At 42.0% G+C, this 23,296-nt stretch carries 23 protein-coding genes and 1 tRNA gene; 21 read left to right on the top strand and 3 right to left on the bottom strand.

The features are described 5' to 3' along the window. Positions 1-520: 520 nt before the first annotated feature. Positions 521-685 carry a hypothetical protein gene (locus CRG97_RS33335; protein ID WP_202618974.1) on the bottom strand — a complete coding sequence of 55 codons (165 nt, stop codon included), beginning with the start codon at positions 683-685 and terminating at the stop codon, positions 521-523. Between the two features lie 173 nt (positions 686-858). Between CRG97_RS33335 and CRG97_RS20360 the strand changes: the two genes are divergently transcribed. The 5 genes from CRG97_RS20360 (at position 859) to selB (ending at position 6,806) form a co-directional block, all read left to right on the top strand. Then, positions 859-1,941 (top strand): lactonase family protein, encoded by a 1,083-nt coding sequence (locus CRG97_RS20360; protein ID WP_098746797.1) that lies wholly within the window; start codon positions 859-861, stop codon positions 1,939-1,941. A gap of 72 nt (positions 1,942-2,013) precedes the next feature. After that, on the top strand, positions 2,014-2,805 hold the full coding sequence (locus CRG97_RS20355; RefSeq protein ID WP_098746794.1) for an SDR family oxidoreductase: 792 nt from the start codon (positions 2,014-2,016) through the stop codon (positions 2,803-2,805). 91 nt (positions 2,806-2,896) lie between these two features. Next, positions 2,897-3,145 (top strand): YuzB family protein, encoded by a 249-nt coding sequence (locus CRG97_RS20350; RefSeq protein WP_098747407.1) that lies wholly within the window; start codon positions 2,897-2,899, stop codon positions 3,143-3,145. Between the two features lie 359 nt (positions 3,146-3,504). Next, a complete protein-coding gene (selA, locus tag CRG97_RS20345; protein ID WP_098746792.1) occupies positions 3,505-4,884 on the top strand; it encodes an L-seryl-tRNA(Sec) selenium transferase in 1,380 nt (459 codons plus the stop codon). A gap of 29 nt (positions 4,885-4,913) precedes the next feature. After that, complete coding sequence (gene selB, locus CRG97_RS20340) at positions 4,914-6,806, top strand: selenocysteine-specific translation elongation factor (protein ID WP_098746789.1); 1,893 nt, start codon at positions 4,914-4,916, stop codon at positions 6,804-6,806. A gap of 17 nt (positions 6,807-6,823) precedes the next feature. Here selB and CRG97_RS33030 read toward each other — a convergent pair. Then, positions 6,824-6,920 (bottom strand) — tRNA-Sec (locus CRG97_RS33030). Positions 6,921-7,455: 535 nt separating this feature from the next. On the opposite strand from CRG97_RS33030, the gene tatC reads away from it, so the two are divergent. The 7 genes from tatC to CRG97_RS20305 all read left to right on the top strand — a co-directional run bounded on the left by tatC (position 7,456) and on the right by CRG97_RS20305 (position 11,246). Beyond that, a complete protein-coding gene (tatC, locus tag CRG97_RS20335; protein WP_098746786.1) occupies positions 7,456-8,235 on the top strand; it encodes a twin-arginine translocase subunit TatC in 780 nt (259 codons plus the stop codon). Between the two features lie 7 nt (positions 8,236-8,242). Next, entirely contained in the window at positions 8,243-8,407 is a 165-nt protein-coding gene (locus CRG97_RS20330) for a twin-arginine translocase TatA/TatE family subunit (protein WP_098746783.1), read from the top strand. 2 nt (positions 8,408-8,409) lie between these two features. Then, positions 8,410-8,958 carry a MauE/DoxX family redox-associated membrane protein gene (locus CRG97_RS34280; protein ID WP_098746780.1) on the top strand — a complete coding sequence of 183 codons (549 nt, stop codon included), beginning with the start codon at positions 8,410-8,412 and terminating at the stop codon, positions 8,956-8,958. Positions 8,959-8,971: 13 nt separating this feature from the next. Then, a complete protein-coding gene (locus CRG97_RS20320; protein ID WP_098746777.1) occupies positions 8,972-9,565 on the top strand; it encodes a TlpA family protein disulfide reductase in 594 nt (197 codons plus the stop codon). Between the two features lie 184 nt (positions 9,566-9,749). Then, complete coding sequence (locus tag CRG97_RS20315) at positions 9,750-9,953, top strand: hypothetical protein (RefSeq protein ID WP_098746774.1); 204 nt, start codon at positions 9,750-9,752, stop codon at positions 9,951-9,953. A gap of 148 nt (positions 9,954-10,101) precedes the next feature. After that, positions 10,102-10,698, top strand: a complete 597-nt coding sequence (locus CRG97_RS20310) for a hypothetical protein (protein WP_153047510.1) — start codon at positions 10,102-10,104, stop codon at positions 10,696-10,698. A gap of 62 nt (positions 10,699-10,760) precedes the next feature. Further along, entirely contained in the window at positions 10,761-11,246 is a 486-nt protein-coding gene (locus tag CRG97_RS20305; protein ID WP_098746768.1) for a DUF4871 domain-containing protein, read from the top strand. A gap of 179 nt (positions 11,247-11,425) precedes the next feature. Here CRG97_RS20305 and trhO read toward each other — a convergent pair whose 3' ends face one another. Next, the gene (gene trhO, locus CRG97_RS20300; protein WP_098746765.1) at positions 11,426-12,331 is read right to left on the bottom strand and encodes an oxygen-dependent tRNA uridine(34) hydroxylase TrhO; all 906 of its coding nucleotides are present in this window, start codon (positions 12,329-12,331) and stop codon (positions 11,426-11,428) included. Between the two features lie 201 nt (positions 12,332-12,532). On the opposite strand from trhO, the gene CRG97_RS20295 reads away from it, so the two are divergent. The 9 genes from CRG97_RS20295 to CRG97_RS20255 all read left to right on the top strand — a co-directional run bounded on the left by CRG97_RS20295 (position 12,533) and on the right by CRG97_RS20255 (position 23,139). Further along, positions 12,533-13,171, top strand: coding sequence for an SGNH/GDSL hydrolase family protein (locus tag CRG97_RS20295; protein WP_098747406.1), 639 nt, complete (start codon positions 12,533-12,535; stop codon positions 13,169-13,171). A gap of 292 nt (positions 13,172-13,463) precedes the next feature. After that, positions 13,464-14,504 (top strand): ABC transporter substrate-binding protein, encoded by a 1,041-nt coding sequence (locus CRG97_RS20290; RefSeq protein WP_098746763.1) that lies wholly within the window; start codon positions 13,464-13,466, stop codon positions 14,502-14,504. A 58-nt stretch (positions 14,505-14,562) separates the two neighbouring features. Next, on the top strand, positions 14,563-15,483 hold the full coding sequence (locus CRG97_RS20285; RefSeq protein ID WP_098746760.1) for an ABC transporter permease: 921 nt from the start codon (positions 14,563-14,565) through the stop codon (positions 15,481-15,483). Then, on the top strand, positions 15,483-16,277 hold the full coding sequence (locus CRG97_RS20280) for an ABC transporter ATP-binding protein (RefSeq protein ID WP_098746757.1): 795 nt from the start codon (positions 15,483-15,485) through the stop codon (positions 16,275-16,277). Before CRG97_RS20285 ends, CRG97_RS20280 begins: the two co-directional genes overlap by 1 nt. 292 nt (positions 16,278-16,569) lie before the next feature. Next, on the top strand, positions 16,570-17,253 hold the full coding sequence (locus CRG97_RS20275) for a response regulator transcription factor (protein ID WP_098747405.1): 684 nt from the start codon (positions 16,570-16,572) through the stop codon (positions 17,251-17,253). Further along, positions 17,254-18,255, top strand: a complete 1,002-nt coding sequence (locus tag CRG97_RS20270; RefSeq protein ID WP_098746754.1) for a sensor histidine kinase — start codon at positions 17,254-17,256, stop codon at positions 18,253-18,255. It abuts the gene before it with no gap. A gap of 94 nt (positions 18,256-18,349) precedes the next feature. Then, a complete protein-coding gene (locus CRG97_RS20265) occupies positions 18,350-19,033 on the top strand; it encodes an ABC transporter ATP-binding protein (RefSeq protein ID WP_076322079.1) in 684 nt (227 codons plus the stop codon). Beyond that, positions 19,030-21,621: an ABC transporter permease gene (locus CRG97_RS20260; protein ID WP_098746752.1), complete on the top strand. Its 2,592-nt coding sequence runs from the start codon at positions 19,030-19,032 to the stop codon at positions 21,619-21,621. Before CRG97_RS20265 ends, CRG97_RS20260 begins: the two co-directional genes overlap by 4 nt. Before the next feature lie 81 nt (positions 21,622-21,702). Next, a complete protein-coding gene (locus tag CRG97_RS20255; RefSeq protein ID WP_098746749.1) occupies positions 21,703-23,139 on the top strand; it encodes a VanZ family protein in 1,437 nt (478 codons plus the stop codon). Positions 23,140-23,296: the final 157 nt, after the last annotated feature.

Here is a 23,296-nt window from a genome sequence, read left to right as displayed (position 1 = left end):
TGACGTTTTGCAGCCCGCGCAATCGGCAATAGCGAACCCGAACCTCATAAATCTGTCCTCCTATGGGTATATATGTTATATGCTGGTGCCTTTATGGTATATATTACCTTTTATTTGGTAAATTCAAACATTTTAATATTTTGCGTGGAGGAGTTGATGGGTGAAATGAAGAACAATAAAGCTTTGTGGATTATCTTAGGAGTTGTTGCTTTGTTTATTATTATCTACTTTCTTGCCACAGCTAGCTAATCCTATATAATTAGGCTGAGAGTTTTATAGACAAATAAGACAGTCTTTAGTGACTGTCTTCAGAGTTTCGAGAAAGTCCAGGGGACTTTTCGACACTTGATTTTTTATATGGGGGAAACTCATCTTTTAATACAATAATAGATTTAATACGATCTGAGGCCCCTAGTTTTGAGACTATTAAGAAAAAACTTACCACCTGCAAAAAACAGAGGGGTTCTCGACAGCCTGAAGGCCGCATGGACATTGCCATGCGGCCTTCTTATATAAACGATTATGATTGAGATTTTTTATCGTTTGGATCCGGAAGATCCCGAGGATTCCAATTCTCAGCCTGAGGCTCCACATCCTGATGTTTCTTCACCTTGTCCCTTTGTTCCTGAGAGTCATTCTCCGTATTCTGCTGATTGCGTACTTCCTCGCTGTTCGGTTGTTTCATGGGAATACCTCCTTCAGTCGATATAATACATACATACCCGGTATGACAAAAGACAAACAGGCATCAGACGTCAAGTCATTTGATTTTCATTGGGGTTGAAGTTAACATGGTAACTGAAAGTACACTACATAAAACATGATAAGTATAGATAAATGAGAGGAGAGATAGACATTATGGCGAATCCATCACAGCGTACGCTGCTGTTTACAGGTGCGTATGCGGAAGACAACCAAAGCGGAGTATGCGTATATGAATTTAACGAGGATAGCGGCGAACTGAAGCTGCTTGAAGAGGTATCCGGTATTAAGAATCCGACCTTCCTGAACGTGGACCCGGAAGCCAGACGTTTATATGCCATTGGCGAAATTTCAGAGGATGGCGGTAAGGCTGGCGAGATCATCAGCTTTGAGATTGACCCTATGGCCGGCAAGCTGACCGAACGGAACCGTGTTCGCAGTGTGAGCAGCTCGACTTGCCATATCCAGCGTGATGAAGCGAGTAAGTATCTGATTGTTTCGAGTTATCATGGAGGCTTGGTAGGCCTTCATCCGATCGGTAAGGATGGACAAGCCGGTGAACTGCTGGATGAGAAGAAACATGCGGATCTCGTGTCTGTACGCGAAGATCAGCAATCCAGAGCGCATTCGGCGTTTTACAGTCCGGATGGTAAATACGTGTTCGTACAGGACTTGGGACTGGACAAAATTCTCGCTTATACGGTAAATGAGAATACCCAAGAATTGAGCTTTCATGGCGAAACCCAGCTGGAAGCAGGTGTAGGCCCTCGTCATCTGGCGTTCCACCCAAGCGGTGCTTACGCTTATGTCATCAACGAGTTGAATTCCAGCGTCACGGTGCTTCGTTACATCCCGAACGAAGGTCGTTTAGAAATACTGGAAACGATATCGACACTTCCTGCGGATTTTGACGGAGAGAGTTACTGCGCCGAGATTGCCGTGTCGGCGGATGGCAAAACGGTATACGGGTCCAATCGCGGACATGACAGCATTGTGGTATTCTCCGTGCATGAAGATACCGGTCGCTTAAGCCCGGTTCAATATATTTCGACAGAAGGTGGTCACCCGCGTCACTTTACGCTGATGCCTGGGGGCAAGTTCCTGGTTGTCGCTAATAGAGACGGGAATAACCTTGTACTATTTAATGTGAATCCGGAAGACGGTAAGCTTGCCTTTACAGGATATACGGTCTCGCAATCCAAACCGGTATGTGTAAAACCAGCGGTGTTCCAGCTTTAGGCAGCCAAGATTCAGACACCGACTCGTTGGGTTATCTATAATCAGGAAAACTTAAACGAGGAGGTTGTGGCAATGTCAACAAATCAACGTTTGGATGGTAAAGTAGCCATCGTTACCGGTGCTGGTTCCGGAATCGGCCAGGCCGCAGCCCTTCTTTTGGCGGAGCAAGGAGCTAAACTGCTGTTGATCGATATTGATCGTGAACGCGTAGAGAAGGTGAAGCAAACGATTGAGCAAGGCGGCGGCGAAGCACTGACCGGCAACTGCGATATTTCCAAAGCGGAATCGCTGAAGGATTGCTTTAGCCAAGCTGCCGAGAAGTGGGGAAAGATGGATATCGTGTTTGCCAATGCCGGGATCAATGGGACCAAGGCTCCGATCGAGATCATGGAGCTTGATGAATGGGATGCTACGATCAATACCAATCTAAGAGGAACGTTTGCCACGGTAAAATATGCGATTCCATATTTGAAGGAGCGTGGCGGCAGCATCATCATTACCAGCTCCATTAACGGTAATCGGGTGTTTACCGGTTTTGGTTTCTCTGCATACAGCACCACGAAGGCCGGACAGGTTGCTTTCATGAAGATGGCGGCTCTGGAGCTCGCACGTTATAAAATCCGGGTGAACGCCATCTGCCCCGGCGCGATTGCAACTAACATCGATGAGAGCACGATCGCGAAGCCAGAACTCGACGAGGTGACGATCCCGATTGAATATCCGGAAGGGGACCAGCCATTGGCGGATGGACCGGGGCAACCTGCACAGGTTGCTCAGCTTGTAGCATTTCTTGCATCCGATGACGCTTCCCATATTACCGGTACGGAAATCTATATCGACGGAGCGGAATCCCTCATTCATTGATCTTCCACGAAGACCGATTTGACAAAACCGGGCGTTTTCCTCATAATGAATGAACATATTGTCAAATGGAATAGTGGTGATAAAGATGGGGATGGGGATTGTTGTTGTGGAAATATGCGACAGCAACTTGATGAGTGCTTTGGAACTTGAGCATCTTGAGGAATTGTATCCCGAAATCGCTGTCCTGCGGGCCGATTGCATGAATCTTTGCGGTCTGTGCAAGCTGCGGCCATATGCACTGGTGAATGGTAAACGTGTATTCGCGGCAACGACGGAAGAATGCGTCGAGAAGATCAAAGCTGCTATCGAAGCTGAACTGGCTGTTTTCCTTGAGGAATAAATTAACGAGACACTAATATAGTATTTAGATATCCTCCCTTTTGGTAGGCAAGAGTTTTAGTACATCTGATTTTGATGGACGTAACCTTGTTAGCTGAAAGGGATTTTTTATGAAAGCAATTAGTTGCTTTCCTGAATCACGAGGCTTTCAACTGCTTGTTCGAGGTGCTAACTGAACTTCTACATTTTTAATATTAGACTTTTGATTTATGATGCTCCGGAATCTATTGTCTTCCTATTAAACAGGAAATTTTTAATTAAACGTCTCTAGAGGTTGCTCGAACAATAAATAATGCTTATACTGTAATATCATGGGAATTCAATGTAGAGTATATTATCCCTGTAGTAAAGGAGAATCACATGAAGCTTCGTTCAATTCCCTCAGTGACAAATATATTAAAAAATCCTGACATCAAGAGCACAATAAAGGATTACTCTGTATCTACTAACTATGTAACTTTATTAATTAAACAATATCTTGAGAAATTGAGAAGTGAAAGTGTGTTAGGAAGTGTAAACGTTTTATCGGAAGAAGAATTGATTAAGGATCTTAGAACATTTATTTCACAGAGTTTAAATCCTAATATGATACCAGTAATTAATGCGACGGGAATTGTTCTACATACTAATTTAGGACGGTCTTTACTTCCGGTTGCAGTAAACAAGCATTTGATGAAAATAGCTGGAAGTTATTCAAATCTAGAGTACAATCTTGAAACCGGAACACGTGGATCGAGACACGACATAGTCGAACATATTATTAAGACTTTGACTGGTGCAGAGTCAGCCATGGTTGTTAATAACAATGCTTCAGCTGTATTTCTAATCCTGCTAGTGCTCGCTGCAAAAAGAGAGGTAGTTGTATCCAGAGGAGAAATAATCGAAATCGGTGGATCATTTCGAATTTCTGACATAATGAAAGAAAGTGGAGCAATTCTTAACGAAGTCGGTACTACAAACCGCACTCATACACATGACTATGAAGGAGCAATAAATGAAAATACTGCTCTATTACTTAAAGTCCACAAAAGTAATTTTGTAATTAATGGATATACACAGTCAGTAGATACTAAGGATCTGGTCAAGCTAGGGAATAAGTATAATATTCCTGTATACGAAGATCTTGGTAGCGGCGTGTTATACGATTTGAAAAAACATGGTATAGGAAACGAACCTTCTATTAAAGAGGTTGTTGAAAAAAAAGTAGATCTCATTAGCTTTAGTGGCGATAAACTTTTAGGAGGCCCTCAAGCGGGTATTATCATTGGATCACATGAGTTGATAAATAGACTAAAAAAAAATCCACTTGCTAGAGCCTTACGACCTGATAAATTGACTCTGTCGGCTCTAGAATCCACTCTCTTACTCTATCTTAATGAGGAATTGGTTGTAAAAGAACTGCCAACACTTCGAGATATTCTAGCTTCTCCACAGGTTATTAAAATAAAGGCGGAAGAACTTTATTGCTTACTAACGGACGAAGTTAAATCATATGTCGAAGTCGTTCAAGTTTATTCGGAAATTGGTGGTGGGACGATGCCTGAAGTAAAATTGCCATCGTTCGCAATCTCACTGGGGTCTGATAAGTTTGAAGTGCAATGGTTAGAGCGGAAGTTGCGAAAGTGTAATCCGCCAATCATCGCCCGTATTCAAAAAAACACTCTTTTATTAGATGCCAGAACGATACAGAATGACGAAATTGAACTTGTAGCGGAAGGGATAAACCGTATATTTAAATAAAAAACAATTAATCTGCAAAGGTGATAACTATGACGCATCGGTATTATACAATTGGAATCGCTGGTCATATCAACCACGGTAAGACGACATTAACAAAGGCATTAACTAATATTGATACTGACCGTCTGATCGTTGAAAAAGAGCGGAATATTTCCATTGAACTCGGATATGCGCCACTCTCATTATACGGATTCGAAACATCAATCATTGATGTCCCAGGGCATGAAAAATTTATTCGGAAAATGATTGCTGGGGTTGCTGGTATAGATCTTGTCATTTTAGTTGTCGCGGCAGATGAAGGTGTTATGCCCCAAACTAAAGAACATATCGAAATTCTAACTCTCTTGGGGATAGAACATGGAATTATTGTTGTGACCAAAATAAATCGGGTGGAATATGAATTTTTAGAAATAATAGAAGAAGATATAAAATCGGCAGTAGAAGGATCCTTATTTGAAGGTGTTGAAATTTTATATGTGGAGAGCATAAGTGGAGAGGGATTGGATAATCTTAAGTACATGCTTGTTCAGAAGTTAAAAAAGATCCCACTACGAATTTCAAATGGAATTTTGAGGCTGCCTATTGATCAAGTTTTTACAATTCATGGTCAGGGAGTAGTTGTAAGAGGTACGATTTATGAAGGTACTCTAGAAAGTGGGGATTCTCTTACCATACTTCCTCAACATATTCCAGTAAAGGCTAAGGAAGTTCAAATACATAACAAGGTTAAGAACAAAGCTACGGCAGGTCAGAGAGCAGCTATTAACATTGGCGGGGTTCAAAAACAAAAAATAAGAAGGGGAGACGTTATCGTTTCATCAACGGACTTTGAAATTAGCAACATGATTGATGTTACACTTAAGACAGTAAAGGGTCTTGAATACCCTGTAAAACAACGTACTACTATTAATTTTTACTCTGGTACAAATGAAACCTCGGGAAATATTGTCTTCTTCGATCGCAATGAATTACATAATAACTCTGAAGTTCTGTGCCAAATCTTATTGAAGAAACCGATTGTTGTTAAACGTGGAGATCGTTTTATTGTAAGACGACCTTCGCCTGTCGAAACGATAGGTGGAGGATGGATTATTAGTGCATCAAGTGAAAAATATCGATATGGTCAAAAAACGATCGAAAAACTGTTACATAAAAAAGAAGCAAGCCCGGAAGACAGGATATTAGACGCATTGGCAATACATAAAATGTTAAGCACAAACGAATTAAGTAAATTGATATCATTATACGGAGATAAATTAAATGAAATATTGGAGGGAATGATTCAAAGTCATCAAATTTTTGTTATCGAACCCAATCTATTTACGTCTAGTATGGTTTACGATAATGTTAGATCACAGGTTAAAATGGAAATACAGAAATACCATAAATCATTTCCCCTCCGTATTGGAATAAGTAAAGCTGAATGTATTCAAGTACTACAACGAAATATCCCTAAAAAGTTAGGTGAAATAGTGATTAACAAGGAAATAGAAGAAGGGTTATTGTTGAGAAGGAATCATTTTATTCATATACCTGAGTTCGCACCTCATGTACCTGAGGAATGGAATTCTAGATTTGAAAAAGCGTTGGAGAAATTAGAATATGATAAGTTGGAAGTTTTGGAATGGAGTGAATACTTGGGAGGTGCAAGTATACCCGAACAGCTTCATATTGAATTGACTCATTATGTTGTTAACAGCAAACTTGCCTATCGATTAGATGATAAGCATCTAATCCATCATCAAACTTTTGAGGAAGAATTAAGATTGTTATATGTTAAAACAAACAATCAAGCATTTTGTATACAGGATGCAAAGGGCATTTTGAATGGTTCAAGAAAAAAACTGATTATGTTTCTCGAGTTGTTAGATTATTTACAAATTACTCGTAGAGAGAACGATAAAAGACAGTGGATCATGTAATAAAAATGAATTGTATATGGCGAGACTGTGTGGGAATCGAACCCACCGGAGACGCGAGACGTCTCCCAAAAGGTTTTGAAGACCTAGAAGGACACCAGTACCTCAGCCAGCCCCGAATTACCAATTAGACCTTCATTATATAATTACATTTATTCACATACAAGGATGAAATTTTGAAGAGTATTATTTTAACAAACAAAACGGATAGCAAGGATTACTCGTCGTTCACTTCCCTTAAAAGGAAGTAGCCCTGCGCTTTTTTACTTTGAGAACTTTTATATGTAGTGTTTTATAAGCATAATGTAGGCCATTTTGAAAGCAGGCTCCTATGTAAAAAATGGATTAAGTCGGAAGTCCTATTCCAAACATTTTTTTGATTACTTATAATAAATAATACCAAGTAAATAATTGGAATCAATAACTTAATTTCGGAAACTTTATCTTAATGTTAAACCAGAATGTTATATAAGGAGGGGATTCAAAAGGACCTACATATTTATGCTTCTTCAAAGTGAAGGGAGACAACCAGGATTACTGAGAATTCATTTATTTTATATTCTCATGTAATTAAAACCAAGTAGTGTAAATAAATATGTATTATTCAATTTAGAATAATGTTTCCTCGACTCGAAACACTTAGGAGATCGTGATGTCAAATGAAATCGAAAAAGTAAGAGTGTTTGAAGAGCAATCGGTTGATGGCAACACTACGATGAATTTTCTCGAACATTTTTATGAACTTCGTAGAAGGATATTTTATTTTGCTACTGCATTTATCTTTTGTTTAATCGTTACTTATTTTACCGCTCCTTATTTTGTAAATTTGTTAAAATCGTCCGCTTTACATTATGAAATTGAGCTCAACGTGTTTAAGGTTACTGAATCTGTATCCATTTACGCAAAGACCATGCTGCTTCAAAGTGTGTGCATTTCATTTCCCATATTAATCATGCAAATTTATTTATTCATAAAACCTACGATTAATAATAAACTCAAAAAAATACTGTTAGTATTTTCCTCTGTTGTATCGATACTCTTTTTATTAGGGGTAGTTCTAGGATACTATTTCCTCACACCATTATTATTTTCTTTTTTTCTTGGAGTTACTGAAGAACTTAGTATGAATACCATGTATAACTTCTCCGATTATTTCCAATTTGTGTTTATGATCTGTTTACTGGCAGGATTAGTTTTGGAAATTCCCGCTCTTATGGTTTTGTTAACACAACTTGGAGTTATATCCTCCAATACACTTAAGAAGCTTCGAAAGATTCTATATCCAATCTTTTGTATAGTCGCTGTTATCCTCACACCACCTGATTTCATTTCCGACATAACTGCAATTATCTTACTGATATCTATTTTTGAAATTGGATTGGTTATTTGCGGTGTTATGGAGAAGAAAACAGAAAAATTAAGAGGAGGCTGACACAGGTATGTTTAACCAAATTGGCGTTCCAGGGATCATCATTTTATTGGTATTGGCATTTATTGTGTTTGGTGCAAAAAATTTACCCATGATGGGAAGGTCTTTAGGATCAGCTGTGAAAGAATTTAAGGAGGGGGTGACAGGTAAACAACAAAAAGATGGTGAAGACTGAAGATGAAAAGAGAAGGGGAGCTTTTGATGCTCGAGTTTTTGACTAATGTAATGAAATTAACTCTTATCTTAATTTTCTTAATCTCATCCATAACTAAACTGTCTAATTTGAAAAATTTTGTGAATGGTGTCATTGAGTATAACGTAGTACCAAGGAATCTCTCTCGTTTCTATGGATATTCGCTGCCGTTTATAGAGTTAGTGTCATCCGTCATGATTTTTTTTCATAAAAGCTCCTACTATGGATTATCTCTTACTTTATTAATGCTGGTAAGCTTTTTTATCGCGGTTTCAAAGGTCATTAAATCCAAAAGAGTAATTACTTGCTCTTGCTTCGGAAACTTTTTAGACAGTAAAGTGGATCTTTTTAGTATATATAGAATTGGCGCATTAATCGTATTAAATGTTTTAGCAATAATTTTATCGATTTTGTATAACTCAAATTTTTCTGCAACTTCGTTAATGTTTAGTGTGGTTTTAGTGCTAATTTACTTGCTTTCACAAATAATATGGAATGAATACAGGAAAAACATAAAGCTTTTAGAAACATAATACGGGAGGATATATGGAGATATTATTCTATTCTAATTTGCTTTTATGGATTGCCGTTATATTTATGATGTTCACTATATTTCTTATTTTTAGGCAGTTTGGTTCAGTCTACTTAAGTTCACGTGAAGCAATTACCAGAGATGGTATATCAATTGGTGATAAAATACCTGAATTTTCAGGGAAATCGTACTTTTCCAATGAACAGATTTCAATTGAATCTTTCTATGGAAAACCAACGTTGATTACATTTATTTCACCGGGCTGCAAACCGTGTCAAGAATTAATACCTGAATGGAATAAAGCCTTCATGAAATATAATGAAAAAATTAATTTTCTATTTGTGGGTCTTGGTGACAGAAGTGGATTTTCTAGAGTTTTAGAAAATAAATCCTTAAGTGGTGAATTGCTATTAGATGAGGAGAGAGCGGTGTTAACCTTATGCAAAGTTAGAGTAACACCATTTGCTTTTATTTTAGATGAAAAAGGAACGGTTAAAGGTAAAGGGTTGTGTAACGGAATGGAACACATTATTGGGCTGATATCGTCTCTTGAAGGAAAATCAGAGTCAGTTGAAGGAATAAATCTATTTGAAAGGACCGTGAAGTAAATGCTTAAATTATTCGAGTCGGTGGATAGATTTACAAAAATCATTGCTGAAAATTTAGAAAGAAGAGTTACTCGATCTACGTTCTTAAAAACAGTTCTTTCTACTGCGTTCTTATCATTTGTTTCGTTTTCGGCACGACCTGCATTTGCCGACGGATCCTCAACCTGGTGTGAGGCCTGGGAATATGAAACAGCATGTAATTTCCCAAACAGGAAAACCTGTTCAGGATGCCAAAGCTCACAATCTTCCAAATGCCCGACTGGTTATAAAACAACATACGCATATTGGGGATCCACCGGATGCTGGTGTGTTGGTTATAGTTGGGGGGCAATTGCTTGCTGCGATTGCACTCCAAACAGTAATCCAGATGTATACACAGCAAATGTAAATGATTGTGGTTGTGCTGTAACAGTAAGATAGTAAAGGAAAAAAAGGAGATATAAAAAATGCATTTAGAGCTGGTTGAGATAATTTTATTAGCACTCCTAGCATCTGTAGCGGGTGTAACTAAAGTAAGTACCAACTGAGGATTAAATGTGACCCTGGAGGTCAGTCTCCTCGGTGAGGAGAATTACAAAACAAGAATAAAATGTTGGATAAATTATTTGACTGCATCTTCTTTATCAGGAGCTTTAGCAGGTTTCTTGTATACTTTATTGATTTTCGTAGTTTTCTCATGGCTGCCGTATACTTTAAAAATGGTATTCATGATAATAATTGTGGGACTATATATGATGCATGACTATAAGATTATAAATTTAAAAGTCCCTCAAAGAAAATGGCAAATCCCCGCTACTTGGGTTAGCGGATCCTCAGTAAGAAATATGTGGGTTTGGGGAAGTATTCTGGGTGCTGGTATTTTTACTTATTTACCCTATATGACTTTTTATTTAGTATACATTTATGTTGGTCTTTTTAAGGATCCTACATTCGGCATGCTCTTTGGACTAGTTTATGGGTTTTCCCGGGCGGTACCTACTATACTTTTTTCTATAAACAGAACAGAGCTTGAAATGGAGAAAATCAAGAGCCTGTATAAGAAGAAGAATGGATTTTTCAAATTCGCTAATGGTATTTCTTCAATGCTATTTTTGATTTTCCTAATAGTCCATTTCATCCTTTCGGTGCAGTGAAAACTGTACCGATTATTGTTTATAGTACAATTAATCTTCTAATTCATGGAGGGAGAACCAACATGAGGGTGACTTTGTATCTTTGTTGCCTTATGATATTAATCTGTTCGGGGTGTGCACAACAAAAACTGCCCGCCTCTACACAACCTGAACATGAGGATTGGGAATTGAGTAAAAAGTTCGCTATAACAATTAAAGATAATAAGGGTAGCCCGATTACTCGTACCGTAATTGGGAAAGAAAACCGAGTTGTCTTTACCTACACTGAAAATGTATCGAATTTTGTTGTGAATAAGCCTAAAAAATATCTATGGTACTTTTGGGGTGAAGCGGATGAATTAAATGGCACAGTTAAATTTTCTGCAATTGAACAGCAAACTAAAGAAGAAATTGAATTGTTTGAAAGTAAATTGAGAACACAAAAATCTCCTGCAGGAAATGCAGTTTTGCCCTCTACATTGAATTTTCCTTCAGCGGGAATATGGAAAATCAATATTTATATTGAAGAGAAATTGTTTGATAACATAATAGTTAAAGTAACTGGTTAGAGAAACAATCTCTCGCAAATTAACTCTATCATTCAAAATTTAATGGAACGATAGGGGCGAGTCGCTCCTATTGTTTGAATGCAGAGGAGATCGTATAGATCGTATGTATAAAAGGGCAAGGTGCGAGTAGTTCGCACTTTGCCCTTTCGTTTAGTTATAACTATTTATGGTGGGTTGGCTTAGGAAGCATTGTGGCTTGCAGCAACAATCTCTTCACACTCCGCGGAACAGCAGCCATGATGAAGCTCCTCACAATCTTCGCAGCATACATGCTGCAGGTGGCAAGCGTCATTATCGCAGTTGATATACCGGTCTTCGGGTTTTCCGCAATGGTGGCATTTACCAACGATGACATCCTCGTCCGTTTGATTGATCGGCACGGCAATACGCTCATCAAATACATAACATTTCCCGTCGAACAGACGGCCCTGTACTTCAGGGTCTTTACCGTAGGTGACAATGCCGCCCTCAAGCTGGGCAACGTCCTTGAAGCCTTCCTTCAGCATGAAGCCGGTCAGCTTCTCGCAGCGAATGCCTCCTGTGCAGTAAGTCAGGATGGTTTTATCCTTGTGCTCGCTCAGGTTCTCGCGAATCCAATCCGGAAACTCTCGGAAGGATTGAACCTCTGGACGTATCGCATTGCGGAAGTGACCAATATCGTATTCGTAGTCATTCCGGCCGTCGATGACGATCACATCATCACGCTGCAAGTATTCATAGAATTCTTGCGGTGCTAAGCGGGTTCCGCTGATCTCGTTAGGGTCGAGCTCATCTTCCACCCGGAAGGTAACGAGTTCTTCGCGATGACGAACAAACATCTTTTTGAATGCGTGCCCTTCGGAAGGGTCAATCTTAAACACCATGTCCGCAAAGAGCGGGTTGGCGTGCATATCCTGCATATATTGTTCGGTTTGTTCAATTGTACCGGATACCGTGCCATTGATGCCTTCTGAGGCAACCAAAATCCGTCCTTTGAGTCCGAGATCTTTGCAGTATTGCAGATGCTCGTCTTTGAACGCTTCAGGGTCCGGGATTTGAACAAATTTATAATAGAGAAGGATCTGATAGTTCTGTTGCTCTGACATGATTTAATCACCTGTTCTTTTTATATATTCAGCCATACGTGTACCTATAGAATTGTAGTGAATTCATTCCACATAGTCAACTTAAATGTATAGAAAGTTTGCCATGAAATGTGAATTTAAGGGGTTTCATGAACACATGAAAGCGGTTATGATGAAGGGGTGAGCAGGAGAACACTTTCATTATTGGAGGCGTTGAACAGCATGGTACATATCGAACAAAATGCACTCGTATTGTTTCAGGGCGACAGTATTACCGATTGCGGTCGAAATTACGAGGAGTCGGACAGTTTGGGGAACGGATATGCGCTGATGGCTGCTGCCCGGCTAAGCATGGAGCTGCCTTTGAAAAGGCTGCGTTTTTTAAACCGCGGAATCAGCGGTAACCGGGTCGTCGATCTGCGGGGGCGCTGGGAGGAAGATTGCATTAATCTGGATCCGACATGGGTATCCATCCTGGTCGGTATTAATGAGACCGGCAGGAAGTATAACCGCGGGGAAGCAACGTCCGTGGAAGCCTACTATGAAGGGTATCGTGAGCTGCTTATCCAAACCCGCGAGTTAACCGGTGCGAATTTCATTCTTATGGAGCCGTTCTTGCTGCCTGTTACGGAAGCGAAAAAGGAATGGCGAGAGGATCTGGATCCTAAAATTCAGGCCGTTCGCGAATTATCGCGAGAATTTGAGACGTTGTACGTCCCGCTCGACGGCATTTTTGCTGCAGCCAGCTCCAAGATTGAGATGGGTTATTGGGCATCTGACGGTGTACATCCTTCCCCGGCAGGTCATGCGCTCATGGCAGAAGCGTGGTTAGCGACGATGCAGGGTCGATCCATTTTGTAGACGTTCCGGATTTTTTCTACTATATAAATAAATACTTCGTTTGGTTGACATCCCCGGAAGCGTGTGACATCCGGGGATGTTCTTTATGTAAACCATTATAAACTTTATAAAATCTTGATTGACGAAAACAATTGGGTACATATAAAATGTTCATAATAGACCGTTGTTCAATAGGAACAACCTATTTTTTGACTTTAATGCTTTCTTCGATGAAAGCGGGGAAGCGTTGTCGCTTTATGTAGAAAATTATGGTTTAAGAACGAAGCGGTTAACAAATGAGAGGGGAATCATGATGAAGAGAAAAATGTGGTTATCACTTACACTCTCCGCCTTGCTGGTTACAGCGGTAGGATGCGGGGACAAGCCGGAAGGCAGCGGTACGACTCAAACGGGCAGCGGCGGAGAAGCGGAGAAGAAATCGTATAGTATTGCTATTTCGCAGATTGTGGAACATCCATCCTTGGATGCAACGCGGGAAGGCATTCTGGCAGCTCTGAAGGACGCTGGAATCTCGGAGGATGACAAAACGCTGAAAATTGATTACAACAATGCGCAAGGCGATCCGGCGAACAATTTGTCGATCGGACAGAAGTTGAAGGATACGAAATCGGATCTGGTGATCGCAATTGCAACGGATTCGGCACAGGCTGTGGCACAGAATGTGAAGGAGAAGCCGGTCTTGTTCGCAGCGGTGACAGATCCGCTCGATGCAAAGCTGGTCAGCGATTTGAAGAAACCAGGAGGCAACATCACCGGGGCATCCGATACGAACCCGGAAGCAACCAAAGAGTTGATGAATTTTGTTAGTAATCATTTTCCAAATGTTAAGAGAATTGGTTTGGTCTTAGATGAAGGAGAAGCGAATGCGGTTGTTATGGCCAAGACGGCTGAAGAGGTACTTTCGGAGCACGGAATCGAGCTTGTGAAAGCTGCCGTTACTAATACTTCGGAAGTGAAGCAAGCAGCGGAATCGCTAGTCGGTAAAGTCGATGCCTTTTATATCACGCTAGATAATACTGTAGTAAGTGGAGTCGAGACAATTATTCAGACAGCACAAAAAAATAAAATACCGTTCTTCTCCAGTGACCGCGATACGGTGGAGAAGGGAGCTTTTGCAACGGTTGGATTCAAGTACTACGATCATGGATATCAAGTGGGACAGATGGCTGTAGAGATCCTGAAGGACGGCAAGAATCCGGGGGACATGGAAATCACGAAGCCGGATAAGCTGGATCTGATCTTGAACACGAAAGTTGCGGCTGAATATGGAATTGAAGTGACCGACGCCATGAAACAGGAAGTCAAAGACCCGGACAACAACATCATTGAGTAACTGTAAGGCGCGGAGATAACAGCCCGCGCCTTGCTTAATCCTTAAGGAGGTCAAAGACATGCTGGATTTTGTGATGAAGCTGGATGGTCCGATTGAATTGGGGCTGCTGTATGCGCTGATGGCACTCGGTGTATATATCACGTTCCGAATATTGGATTTTCCGGATTTGACAGTGGATGGAAGTTTTACGACAGGCGCAGCGATTGCAGCGATTCTGATCACAAACGGCGTAAATCCATGGCTTGCTACGCTGGCTGCATTTGCCGGAGGGACGTTAGCCGGTATCTGTACAGGCTTGCTGCACACCAAGGGTAAGATCAATGGCTTGCTCTCCGGTATTATTATGATGATTGCGCTGTACTCGATTAATATGAGAATTATGGGCAAGCCTAACATCTCACTAAGCCAGGAAAAAATTATCTTCGGAACTATTGATCCGATCTATATTATGTTGGTAATCGTTATTATCGGAAAGCTGCTGCTGGATGCATTCTTCCGCACGGATCTTGGCCTTGCGCTGCGGGCGACAGGCGATAACAAGCGGATGATCCGCAGCTTTGGTGCGAACACGGACACAACAACCATTCTGGGACTCAGCATCTCGAACGGACTGGTAGCTTTATCCGGTGCCGTTGTTGCCCAGCAATCCAGTTTTGCGGACATCGGCTCCGGTATCGGGATGATTGTGATCGGTTTGGCTTCCGTTATCATTGGCGAAGCCGTCCTTGGGACCGGTTCGGTATTCCGGACGACGCTGGCAGTGGTCTGCGGTTCGATTATCTATCGGATTGTTGTTGCCGCTGCTTATGAGATTCCATGGCTGGAAGCGTCGGATTTGAAATTTATCACCGCGATCATCGTCATTTTCGCTCTTGTGGTTCCGACCATCAATCGGGCGATGAAACAGCGTTCACAGGCACGGAGGCGCTCAACCGAACTGTTAGCTACGCAAGGGAAGACCAAAGGAGGTGCGCTCTGATGCTGGAAATGAACCATGTGTCCAAGCTGTTTAACCCGGGGACGGTGGATGAGAAGATTGCCTTGATGGATGTCAATCTTCATTTGAAGCCGGGGGATTTCGTAACGGTTATCGGAAGTAATGGTGCAGGAAAATCCACGCTGATGAATATCATTTCCGGGGTAATGAAGCCGGACGCGGGTGAAGTGCGCATTGACGGCACTTCGATCGGTCATCTGCCGGAATTTCGTCGCAGCCGCTGGATCGGCCGGGTATTTCAGGACCCGATGGCGGGAACCGCGCCGCATATGACCATTGAAGAGAATCTCGCGATGGCTCATCGCCGCGGTCAGTCTCGTGGGCTAAGCATTGGCGTTACAGCTGGCAAGCGCTCCAACTTCCGTAAGCATTTAGCACGGCTCGGCATTGGACTTGAGGATCGGCTCAGAGCCAAAGTAGGGATGCTGTCGGGCGGGGAGCGTCAAGCGCTTAGTTTGCTGATGGCGACCTTCACGCAGCCGCAAATCCTGCTGCTGGATGAGCATACGGCAGCGCTCGATCCGGCGCGTGCGGAGCTGATCACCCGAATAACCGATGAGATCGTACGGGATATGAAGCTGACCACCCTTATGGTCACGCATAATATGGAGCAAGCCATCCGTCTCGGCAATCGCCTCATTATGATGGATAAGGGGCGCATCATTCTGGATGTGGACGAAGAGCGCAAGAAATCCCTGACGGTCGAGCAGCTGCTCGGGGAATTTGAGCAGATTAGCGGCCATAAGCTGTCGGATGATCGTTTGGTTCTTGGGTAAGCATCTTGCTTTGATCTTGGAAACACACTTTGAACGAATATAAACGCTAAGCCTTCAATCTTGACTGGCTTAGCGTTTTTTTATATGCTAATTTCTTCCTTGTCAGACATCAGCATAAGGTCGGTTCATGATATGGCTGGTTTCAATTCCATCGCTTTTTGCATGGATTCCTGATAACGTGTTAATGTTGGGTATACTTTGAAAATGCCTGACGACCGCTAATCTTGAACTAGCGGACATTTAAATGTAGGAGGCTTATTCTCTCATGGTCGTTCGTAAAGATGATCTGCAGATGAAAATATTGTTAGTGGAAGATGATAAAACGATCGCGTCCGGTCTGGAATATTCGCTGGAGCAAGATCAATTTTCTACCGTTCTTTGCCATGACGTCGCATCTGCAAAAAAAGTGCTGACTGAAGATATAGATCAATTCGCTTTATGCTTGTTTGATTTATCGCTTCCGGATGGAAGCGGTTATGAATTGTGCAAAATGGTGAAAGAGCGACGAGATATTCCGGTCATTTTTTTAACGGCGATCGACGATGAGGTCAATGTCGTGATGGGGCTTGACATGGGAGCCGATGATTATATTACAAAGCCTTTTCGTATTCGCGAGCTTCTCTCGCGGATCAAGTCCGTCTTGCGGAGATACCATAAGCCGTCTCAGACCCAAGCGATTATTAACATTGACAATGTCCGAATGAATACGCTAGAAGGAAAAGTGTACAAAAACGGCGCCGAAATATCATTGACCGCTTTGGAGTATCGCTTATTGTTGATCTTTGGCAACCATATTGGACAAGTTCTCTCAAGAAATCAGATGTTAGAGCAGATTTGGGACGCGGCAGGTGACTTCGTGAACGACAATACGCTAACAGTATATATCAAAAGGCTAAGGGAAAAGCTGGAGGATGATCCGCAGCATCCCACGATGATCAAGACGGTACGCGGTTTAGGATATAAGGTTGGTGATTAGATGCTGCGCAATCGAGAGATTCAGATTTTATTGTTTATTATGGGTTCCATCAGTTTAACGGCGCTCGTTGCCGCTGCTTTCATTTCGTCTGCTGCTGCGGTGCTCGTTTTCATCATGTCTATTTTACTTATTGGAAGCAGTCTATTATTCACGAGATGGAGATATCGCGAACTTGAAAAGCTGTCCGTCTATTTACGTGAAATTAGCAGCGGCAATTATTCACTTGACGCTCGCGATAATCAAGAAGGCGAACTTAGCATTTTAAAGAATGATATTTATAAAGTGACGCTCATGCTATCAGAGCAGCGATCGCTTCTGGAGCGAGACAAAACGGGGCTAACGGATGCGATTTCCGATATCTCTCATCAGCTTAAAACGCCGCTTACCTCCATGACGGTGATGGCGGATTTATTAAGCAAACCTGACCTACCTTCAGCGAAAAGAACGGAGTTCACCCGTAATATTCGTATTCAGCTTGAACGAATCGATTGGCTTGTTTCTTCCTTATTAAAGCTATCGAAAATCGAGGCAAAGACAATCCAGTTCAAAAAAGATCAAATAGAGGTAAAAAAGCTAATACAAAAGGCACTTGAACCGGTTTTGATTCCGATGGATATTAAGGAACAAACGGTTTGCATCAAGGGCGATGACAACGTCTCTTTTGTCGGTGATTTCAATTGGACTGCTGAAGCGGTCATCAATATTTTGAAAAACGGCGTGGAGCACACGCAGGAAGGCGGAGTCATCGCCATTTCCTTTTCCGAAAACGCGCTATTTACGGAAATTATCATTGCTGATAATGGAAAAGGAATTCCAAAAGAAGATTTACCTTATATTTTTAAACGTTTTTATAAAGGGAAAAATGCCAGCGAGGGGAGCATCGGCATTGGTCTTGCGATGGCTTACAGCATTATTGCTAGTCAGAACGGAGTGATCGATGTGACGAGCAGCAGCGACAAGGGTACGCAGTTTCGAATTAAGTTTTATAAACAAGTAATTTAATCGTAAGTGACTAAATTGTCATCTTCGCAGTCACTTGAAAGTCATTTTGGTCAGATAGAATGATATCCATCAGCAAAGAGATGGAGGGTTTACATTGGAAATTTTAAAAATAGATCATCTGTCTAAAATATACGGTAAAGGCGAATCGGCGGTAAAGGCACTTGACGATGTTTCCTTTTCGGTTCGAAAAGGTGAATTTGTCGCGATCATCGGCCCGTCCGGATCGGGGAAATCCACGCTGCTGCATATGCTGGGCGGTGTGGATCGGCCGACGAGCGGCAAAGTCCTCGTAGAGGATACGGATATGTATAACTTGGATGAAACGCAGCTGGCCATCTTCAGGCGCAGACAAATCGGCCTGATCTACCAGTTTTTTAATCTGATTCCCGTCCTGACGGTGGAAGAGAATATTACGCTCCCGCTCTTGCTTGATAACCAAAAGGTAGATAAGAAGCAGTTGGATGGTCTCGTGAAGACTCTGAATCTGCAACATCGTTTAAACCATCTACCCAATCAATTATCAGGCGGACAACAGCAAAGGGTGTCGATCGGCAGAGCGCTCATTAGTAATCCTGCCATTATGCTGGCGGACGAGCCCACCGGGAATTTGGACAGCAAGAATAGCAGCGAGATCATCGACTTATTACAAATGTTGAATAAAACCTATCACCAGACATTGATCGTGATCACGCATGACGAACGAATCGCTTTGCAAGCTGACAGGGTCATTTCGATTGAGGACGGAAGGATTGCCAAAGACGAGGTGATTCGCCCTTGAATATTGTCAATAAACTCACCGTCAGACATTTGAGACAAAACAAGAGACGAACGCTTGTAACCATCCTGGGTGTCATTTTGTCAGTTTCCATGGTGACGGCTGTTGCAACGCTTGGTTTTTCTTACTTGGATTTAATGAAAAGGCAAACCATTGCGGATGAAGGGGAATGGCATGTCCTATACCAAGATGTAAACAAGGAACAGCTTGCAGCGATAAAAAACGATGACGCAACCAAGAACCTTGCGATTACAAACGATCTTGGCTATGCCCCATTAGAAGGGGGACAAAATACAAATAAGCCGTATTTGTTCATCAAGGAATATGATGCACAAGGTTTAGCGCAATTTCCAATTGAATTGAGCAAGGGGCGTCTGCCGCAAACAGACAAGGAAGTTGTGATTTCTGAAGCCGTTGCAACAAACGCCAAGGTAAAATATGAAATCGGGGATCGTCTCACTCTTCGTGTCGGCAAACGATTCGAGGTAGGGAATGATCAACCGCTGGGTCAAACCGAATCGCTGCGTATCGTAGATAACGAAAAGAACGAAACGCTGCAACATATAACGACAAGGGATTACACGGTCGTAGGTTTCATCAAGCATCCCGTATGGGAACCGGCGTGGGCCCCAGGGTATACAACCATTAGCTATGTCGATGAAAACCTCATCGGGGCAAACGATCGAGTCAATGCGGCTGTAGTCTTGCAAAAAGTCAATCAGTCCTTGTTCGCTCATGCGGAAAACCTGGCAGAGAACAACCATATCGAAACGGTCCAATACCATCACGATTTGCTTCATTATTATGGCGTCTCTAAAAGCGAAGCCTCGTACAGCACGATGTTCTCATTATCGGTGATCCTTATGGCGGTCATTATGATCGGCTCGGTTTCGCTCATCTATAATGCTTTTGCGATTTCCGTCTCGGAACGTTCCCGCCATTTAGGGATGCTTGCAAGCGTGGGGGCTACGAAAAGGCAGAAGAGAAATTCGGTGTTTTTTGAGGGTGTCATTATTGGCTTGATCAGCATTCCGGTTGGAATCCTATGCGGTCTTGCCGGGATCGGTATTACCTTTCAGTTCATTAACGCTATAATTCAAGGGGCTTTAGGAATTACTGAAAGGCTAACGGTAATCGTCACGCCGTTATCGCTTTTAATTGCCTGTGCTGTTTCAATGTTGACGATTTTCATTTCAACGTATTACCCGGCCGTTAAAGCATCCCGGATTTCCGCTATGGATGCGATTCGTCAAACAACCGATGTGAAGCTTACGGGCAAAAGCGTGGAAACGTCGAAATGGATTCGAAAGTTCTTCGGAATCGAAGCGGAGATCGGATTGAAAAACTTAAAAAGGAACAAGCGGAGATACCATGCCACCGTATTTTCGCTCGTGATCAGCATCGTTTTGTTTCTAACGGTATCATTTTTTACCGGTAATCTGAAACAAACCTTGGCCATGTCGCAGGAAGGCGTCAACTATGATATTGAACTATCTTACGGCAATGGAAAAAGAATAGACGATCGGTTGGTTCAATCCATTGCATCCCTTTCGGATGTATCGGAATACAGCGTGATTCATGAGTTGTATAGGAATGCTTGGATCGAAGAAGCGTCCATCGCCGATGAATTGCAGGAGGCGGTCAAGAAGGATAAGAGTATGCTGAAGGACGGGAAATATCCTTATGATATTAAAATCGCTGCATTAAACGATTCGAACCTGCAGGCTTATGCCAAAGCAGTCGGAGCAGATTACGAGTTACTGACGGATCCGAATCATCCCGCCGCCATCGTGATCGATACCATCGATTATAAAGATATGGATACGGGAAAATACGTCCAAACGAAGGCTATTCATGCGAATGTCGGGCAAAGTCTCGATTTGACAACGATCCATGAGGATACGGAAAAAGAGACGGATGTAAGTAAAGTGTACATTGTGGCGTTGACGGATCGATCTCCGATGGGGATGAACTTAGTCGGAACAGGCGGGTTAAATATCGTCGTCTCGGAACGAGTCATGAATCAACTGTCAGATGATAAGAGCGGGGAGTTCGTTCAAACCTTTCTCTATCTGAAAAGTGCGGACCCGCTGAAAACGCAGCAGGAAATCGAAGAAATGAAAGAGCCTAATCTGTATGTGTATAATTTGTACCAATCCAGAAAACAGGAAGAACAGATGATACTCTTAATGTCCGTCTTTTCTTATGGCTTTATCGTATTAATTTCAGTGATTTCGATTGCGAATATATTTAATACGATCTCAACGAGCATCGCTCTTAGAAAGCGGGAATTTGCGATGCTGAAATCCGTTGGAATGACGCCAAAAGGCTTTGCGAAAATGATGAACTACGAAAGTGTTTTTTATGGTACCAAATCGCTGCTGTTCGGGCTTCCTATCAGCTTCGTCGTGATGTATTTGATCTATATGGCATTTGCGAACAAATTTAGCTACGGATTCGTCCTTCCCTGGATGAGTATTCTATCTGTCATTGCCGCCGTATTTGTCATTGTCGGTTCTGCCATGCTATATTCCAGCGCGAAAGTAAAAAAGGAAAACATTATCGATGCGTTAAAGCAGGAGAGTATATAAAAGTGACCGGCTCTGACTTGTAGCTGCAAGGAAAGACAGTATCAACCATCATTAGAATAAAGTCATAAGGAGGACCTCGTCTTGGGGATCGATGCAATCTATACGAATCTACGTTTTTTAATGCTGCCGGTCATATTAATTATCGGGATCGAATTCGTTCTAATAGGGCTCTATTATTACCTTTATTATAGAAAACAACAATCAAAGGGAAAGCCGCGGATTCACATGAAAAAGCTTTTTCTTGGTGCATTGTTCATCGGATATGTTGTTTTTGTGCTCGAGTTAACTATGTTCGGCCGCGGCAATTCTCATTTCTTGCAGATGAATCTCCACCCATTCAGCGATTATGTTGAAGCATGGAACAAGTATTCCTTACGTGATCTTCAGAACGGTATATTTAATATCATCATGTTTATCCCGATGGGAATATTGCTGCCCTTCATCAGCCGAAAATTCAAAGCATTCAAGTGGCTTCTTCTTGTCGTTGTGAGTTCTACGCTCTTTATTGAAACCTATCAGACGCTTTCAGGCGCAGGACTGTTTGAGCTTGCTGATATCATGAACAACACGCTTGGTGGTATTATGGGATACCAGTTATACAGACTGGTAGCTTCCATTGTTCATAACAAAAAAGTCGGAATGAAAAGTCTACTGGGAAACCTTTCCATACCTCTTATCATGGGTTTGTTTTTTGTCGGTATGAACATTGTGTATTCCCAACAGGAGTTCGGCAATCTGGCTATAAACTCATATACCAAATGGAATATGACAGATGTTCATTTGACAACATCCCTTGAGCCAAGTTCAGCCCCTGCAGTCGCCCCCGTATACAAGAAAATCACACAACGGGATGGAGTAGAAGCGCTGCTGCAGCAGAAATTAGGATTATCTGAGTTGAAGGTTAAGGATCGGGATGGCGATCGTGAGGTTCTATTGGAAGACAAATCAGGAACACCATTTACATTCTATCAATCCAAAGAGGGAAACTGGTCGTTAACTGAGGATAATGATATACCAGAGCGTAATATATCATTCGCTGACCAAGAACCGATGCTCGCAAAGGCGAAAACCATGATGGCCGATCTTGGCCTACTTCCCCAAGACGCCGATTTAACAACATTGGAGGACGGAGAATTTCAATGGTCCCTTCCGGATAAAGCGGGGGTAAACGAAAATTACTGGACTGGAGAACTGTTACTCGGTCTTAAACAAGATGGCAGTATCTATTCGATAAATAATGGGCTACAGGAGAATCAATTTATTAAGGAAGTAGATATACTGTCTCCTGCAGAGGTATATGAGCGTATCCAGAATGGTGAATTTCCTCAAATCAAAAGAAATGCAATATTAACGCAGGATCAACTCGTTATTAAAAAGGGTGACCAACTGGATATAACAGGAATTGAGCTTTTGTTCATATATGACACGAAAAACTTCTATCAGCCTGTATACACAGTATACGGTGTATTTAATGGGGATTCGAATTGGTTCACATTAATTCCGGCAAGAAGGAGCTAAACTCCGCCATGTTATATTCCAGCGCGAAAGTAAGAAGTAAAACATGATCGATGCATTAAAGAAGGAAAAGCGCTCCGAAAATTTCGGAGCGCTCAGATTGTCGAGAAACCCTGTGCTTTTTTCAAAGTACAGGGTTTCTCCCTTTTTAAGTGGTCAC

The sequence above is a fragment of the Paenibacillus sp. EZ-K15 genome, from assembly GCF_002573715.1.
In the GTDB taxonomy this organism is placed as follows: Bacteria; Bacillota; Bacilli; order Paenibacillales; family Paenibacillaceae; genus Paenibacillus_AQ.
Note: the sequence above shows the minus strand (reverse complement) of the source record. Positions and strands in the feature narration are given on the sequence as shown.

Coding starts and splice junctions, on each gene's coding strand:
- CRG97_RS33335 (WP_202618974.1), bottom strand. CDS start 685: ATGAAACAACCGAACAGCGAGGAAGTACGCAATCAGCAGAATACGGAG.
- CRG97_RS20360 (WP_098746797.1), top strand. CDS start 859: ATGGCGAATCCATCACAGCGTACGCTGCTGTTTACAGGTGCGTATGCG.
- CRG97_RS20355 (WP_098746794.1), top strand. CDS start 2,014: ATGTCAACAAATCAACGTTTGGATGGTAAAGTAGCCATCGTTACCGGT.
- CRG97_RS20350 (WP_098747407.1), top strand. CDS start 2,897: ATGGGGATTGTTGTTGTGGAAATATGCGACAGCAACTTGATGAGTGCT.
- selA (WP_098746792.1), top strand. CDS start 3,505: ATGAAGCTTCGTTCAATTCCCTCAGTGACAAATATATTAAAAAATCCT.
- selB (WP_098746789.1), top strand. CDS start 4,914: ATGACGCATCGGTATTATACAATTGGAATCGCTGGTCATATCAACCAC.
- tatC (WP_098746786.1), top strand. CDS start 7,456: ATGTCAAATGAAATCGAAAAAGTAAGAGTGTTTGAAGAGCAATCGGTT.
- CRG97_RS20330 (WP_098746783.1), top strand. CDS start 8,243: ATGTTTAACCAAATTGGCGTTCCAGGGATCATCATTTTATTGGTATTG.
- CRG97_RS34280 (WP_098746780.1), top strand. CDS start 8,410: ATGAAAAGAGAAGGGGAGCTTTTGATGCTCGAGTTTTTGACTAATGTA.
- CRG97_RS20320 (WP_098746777.1), top strand. CDS start 8,972: ATGGAGATATTATTCTATTCTAATTTGCTTTTATGGATTGCCGTTATA.
- CRG97_RS20315 (WP_098746774.1), top strand. CDS start 9,750: ATGAAACAGCATGTAATTTCCCAAACAGGAAAACCTGTTCAGGATGCC.
- CRG97_RS20305 (WP_098746768.1), top strand. CDS start 10,761: ATGAGGGTGACTTTGTATCTTTGTTGCCTTATGATATTAATCTGTTCG.
- trhO (WP_098746765.1), bottom strand. CDS start 12,331: ATGTCAGAGCAACAGAACTATCAGATCCTTCTCTATTATAAATTTGTT.
- CRG97_RS20295 (WP_098747406.1), top strand. CDS start 12,533: ATGGTACATATCGAACAAAATGCACTCGTATTGTTTCAGGGCGACAGT.
- CRG97_RS20290 (WP_098746763.1), top strand. CDS start 13,464: ATGAAGAGAAAAATGTGGTTATCACTTACACTCTCCGCCTTGCTGGTT.
- CRG97_RS20285 (WP_098746760.1), top strand. CDS start 14,563: ATGCTGGATTTTGTGATGAAGCTGGATGGTCCGATTGAATTGGGGCTG.
- CRG97_RS20280 (WP_098746757.1), top strand. CDS start 15,483: ATGCTGGAAATGAACCATGTGTCCAAGCTGTTTAACCCGGGGACGGTG.
- CRG97_RS20275 (WP_098747405.1), top strand. CDS start 16,570: ATGAAAATATTGTTAGTGGAAGATGATAAAACGATCGCGTCCGGTCTG.
- CRG97_RS20270 (WP_098746754.1), top strand. CDS start 17,254: ATGCTGCGCAATCGAGAGATTCAGATTTTATTGTTTATTATGGGTTCC.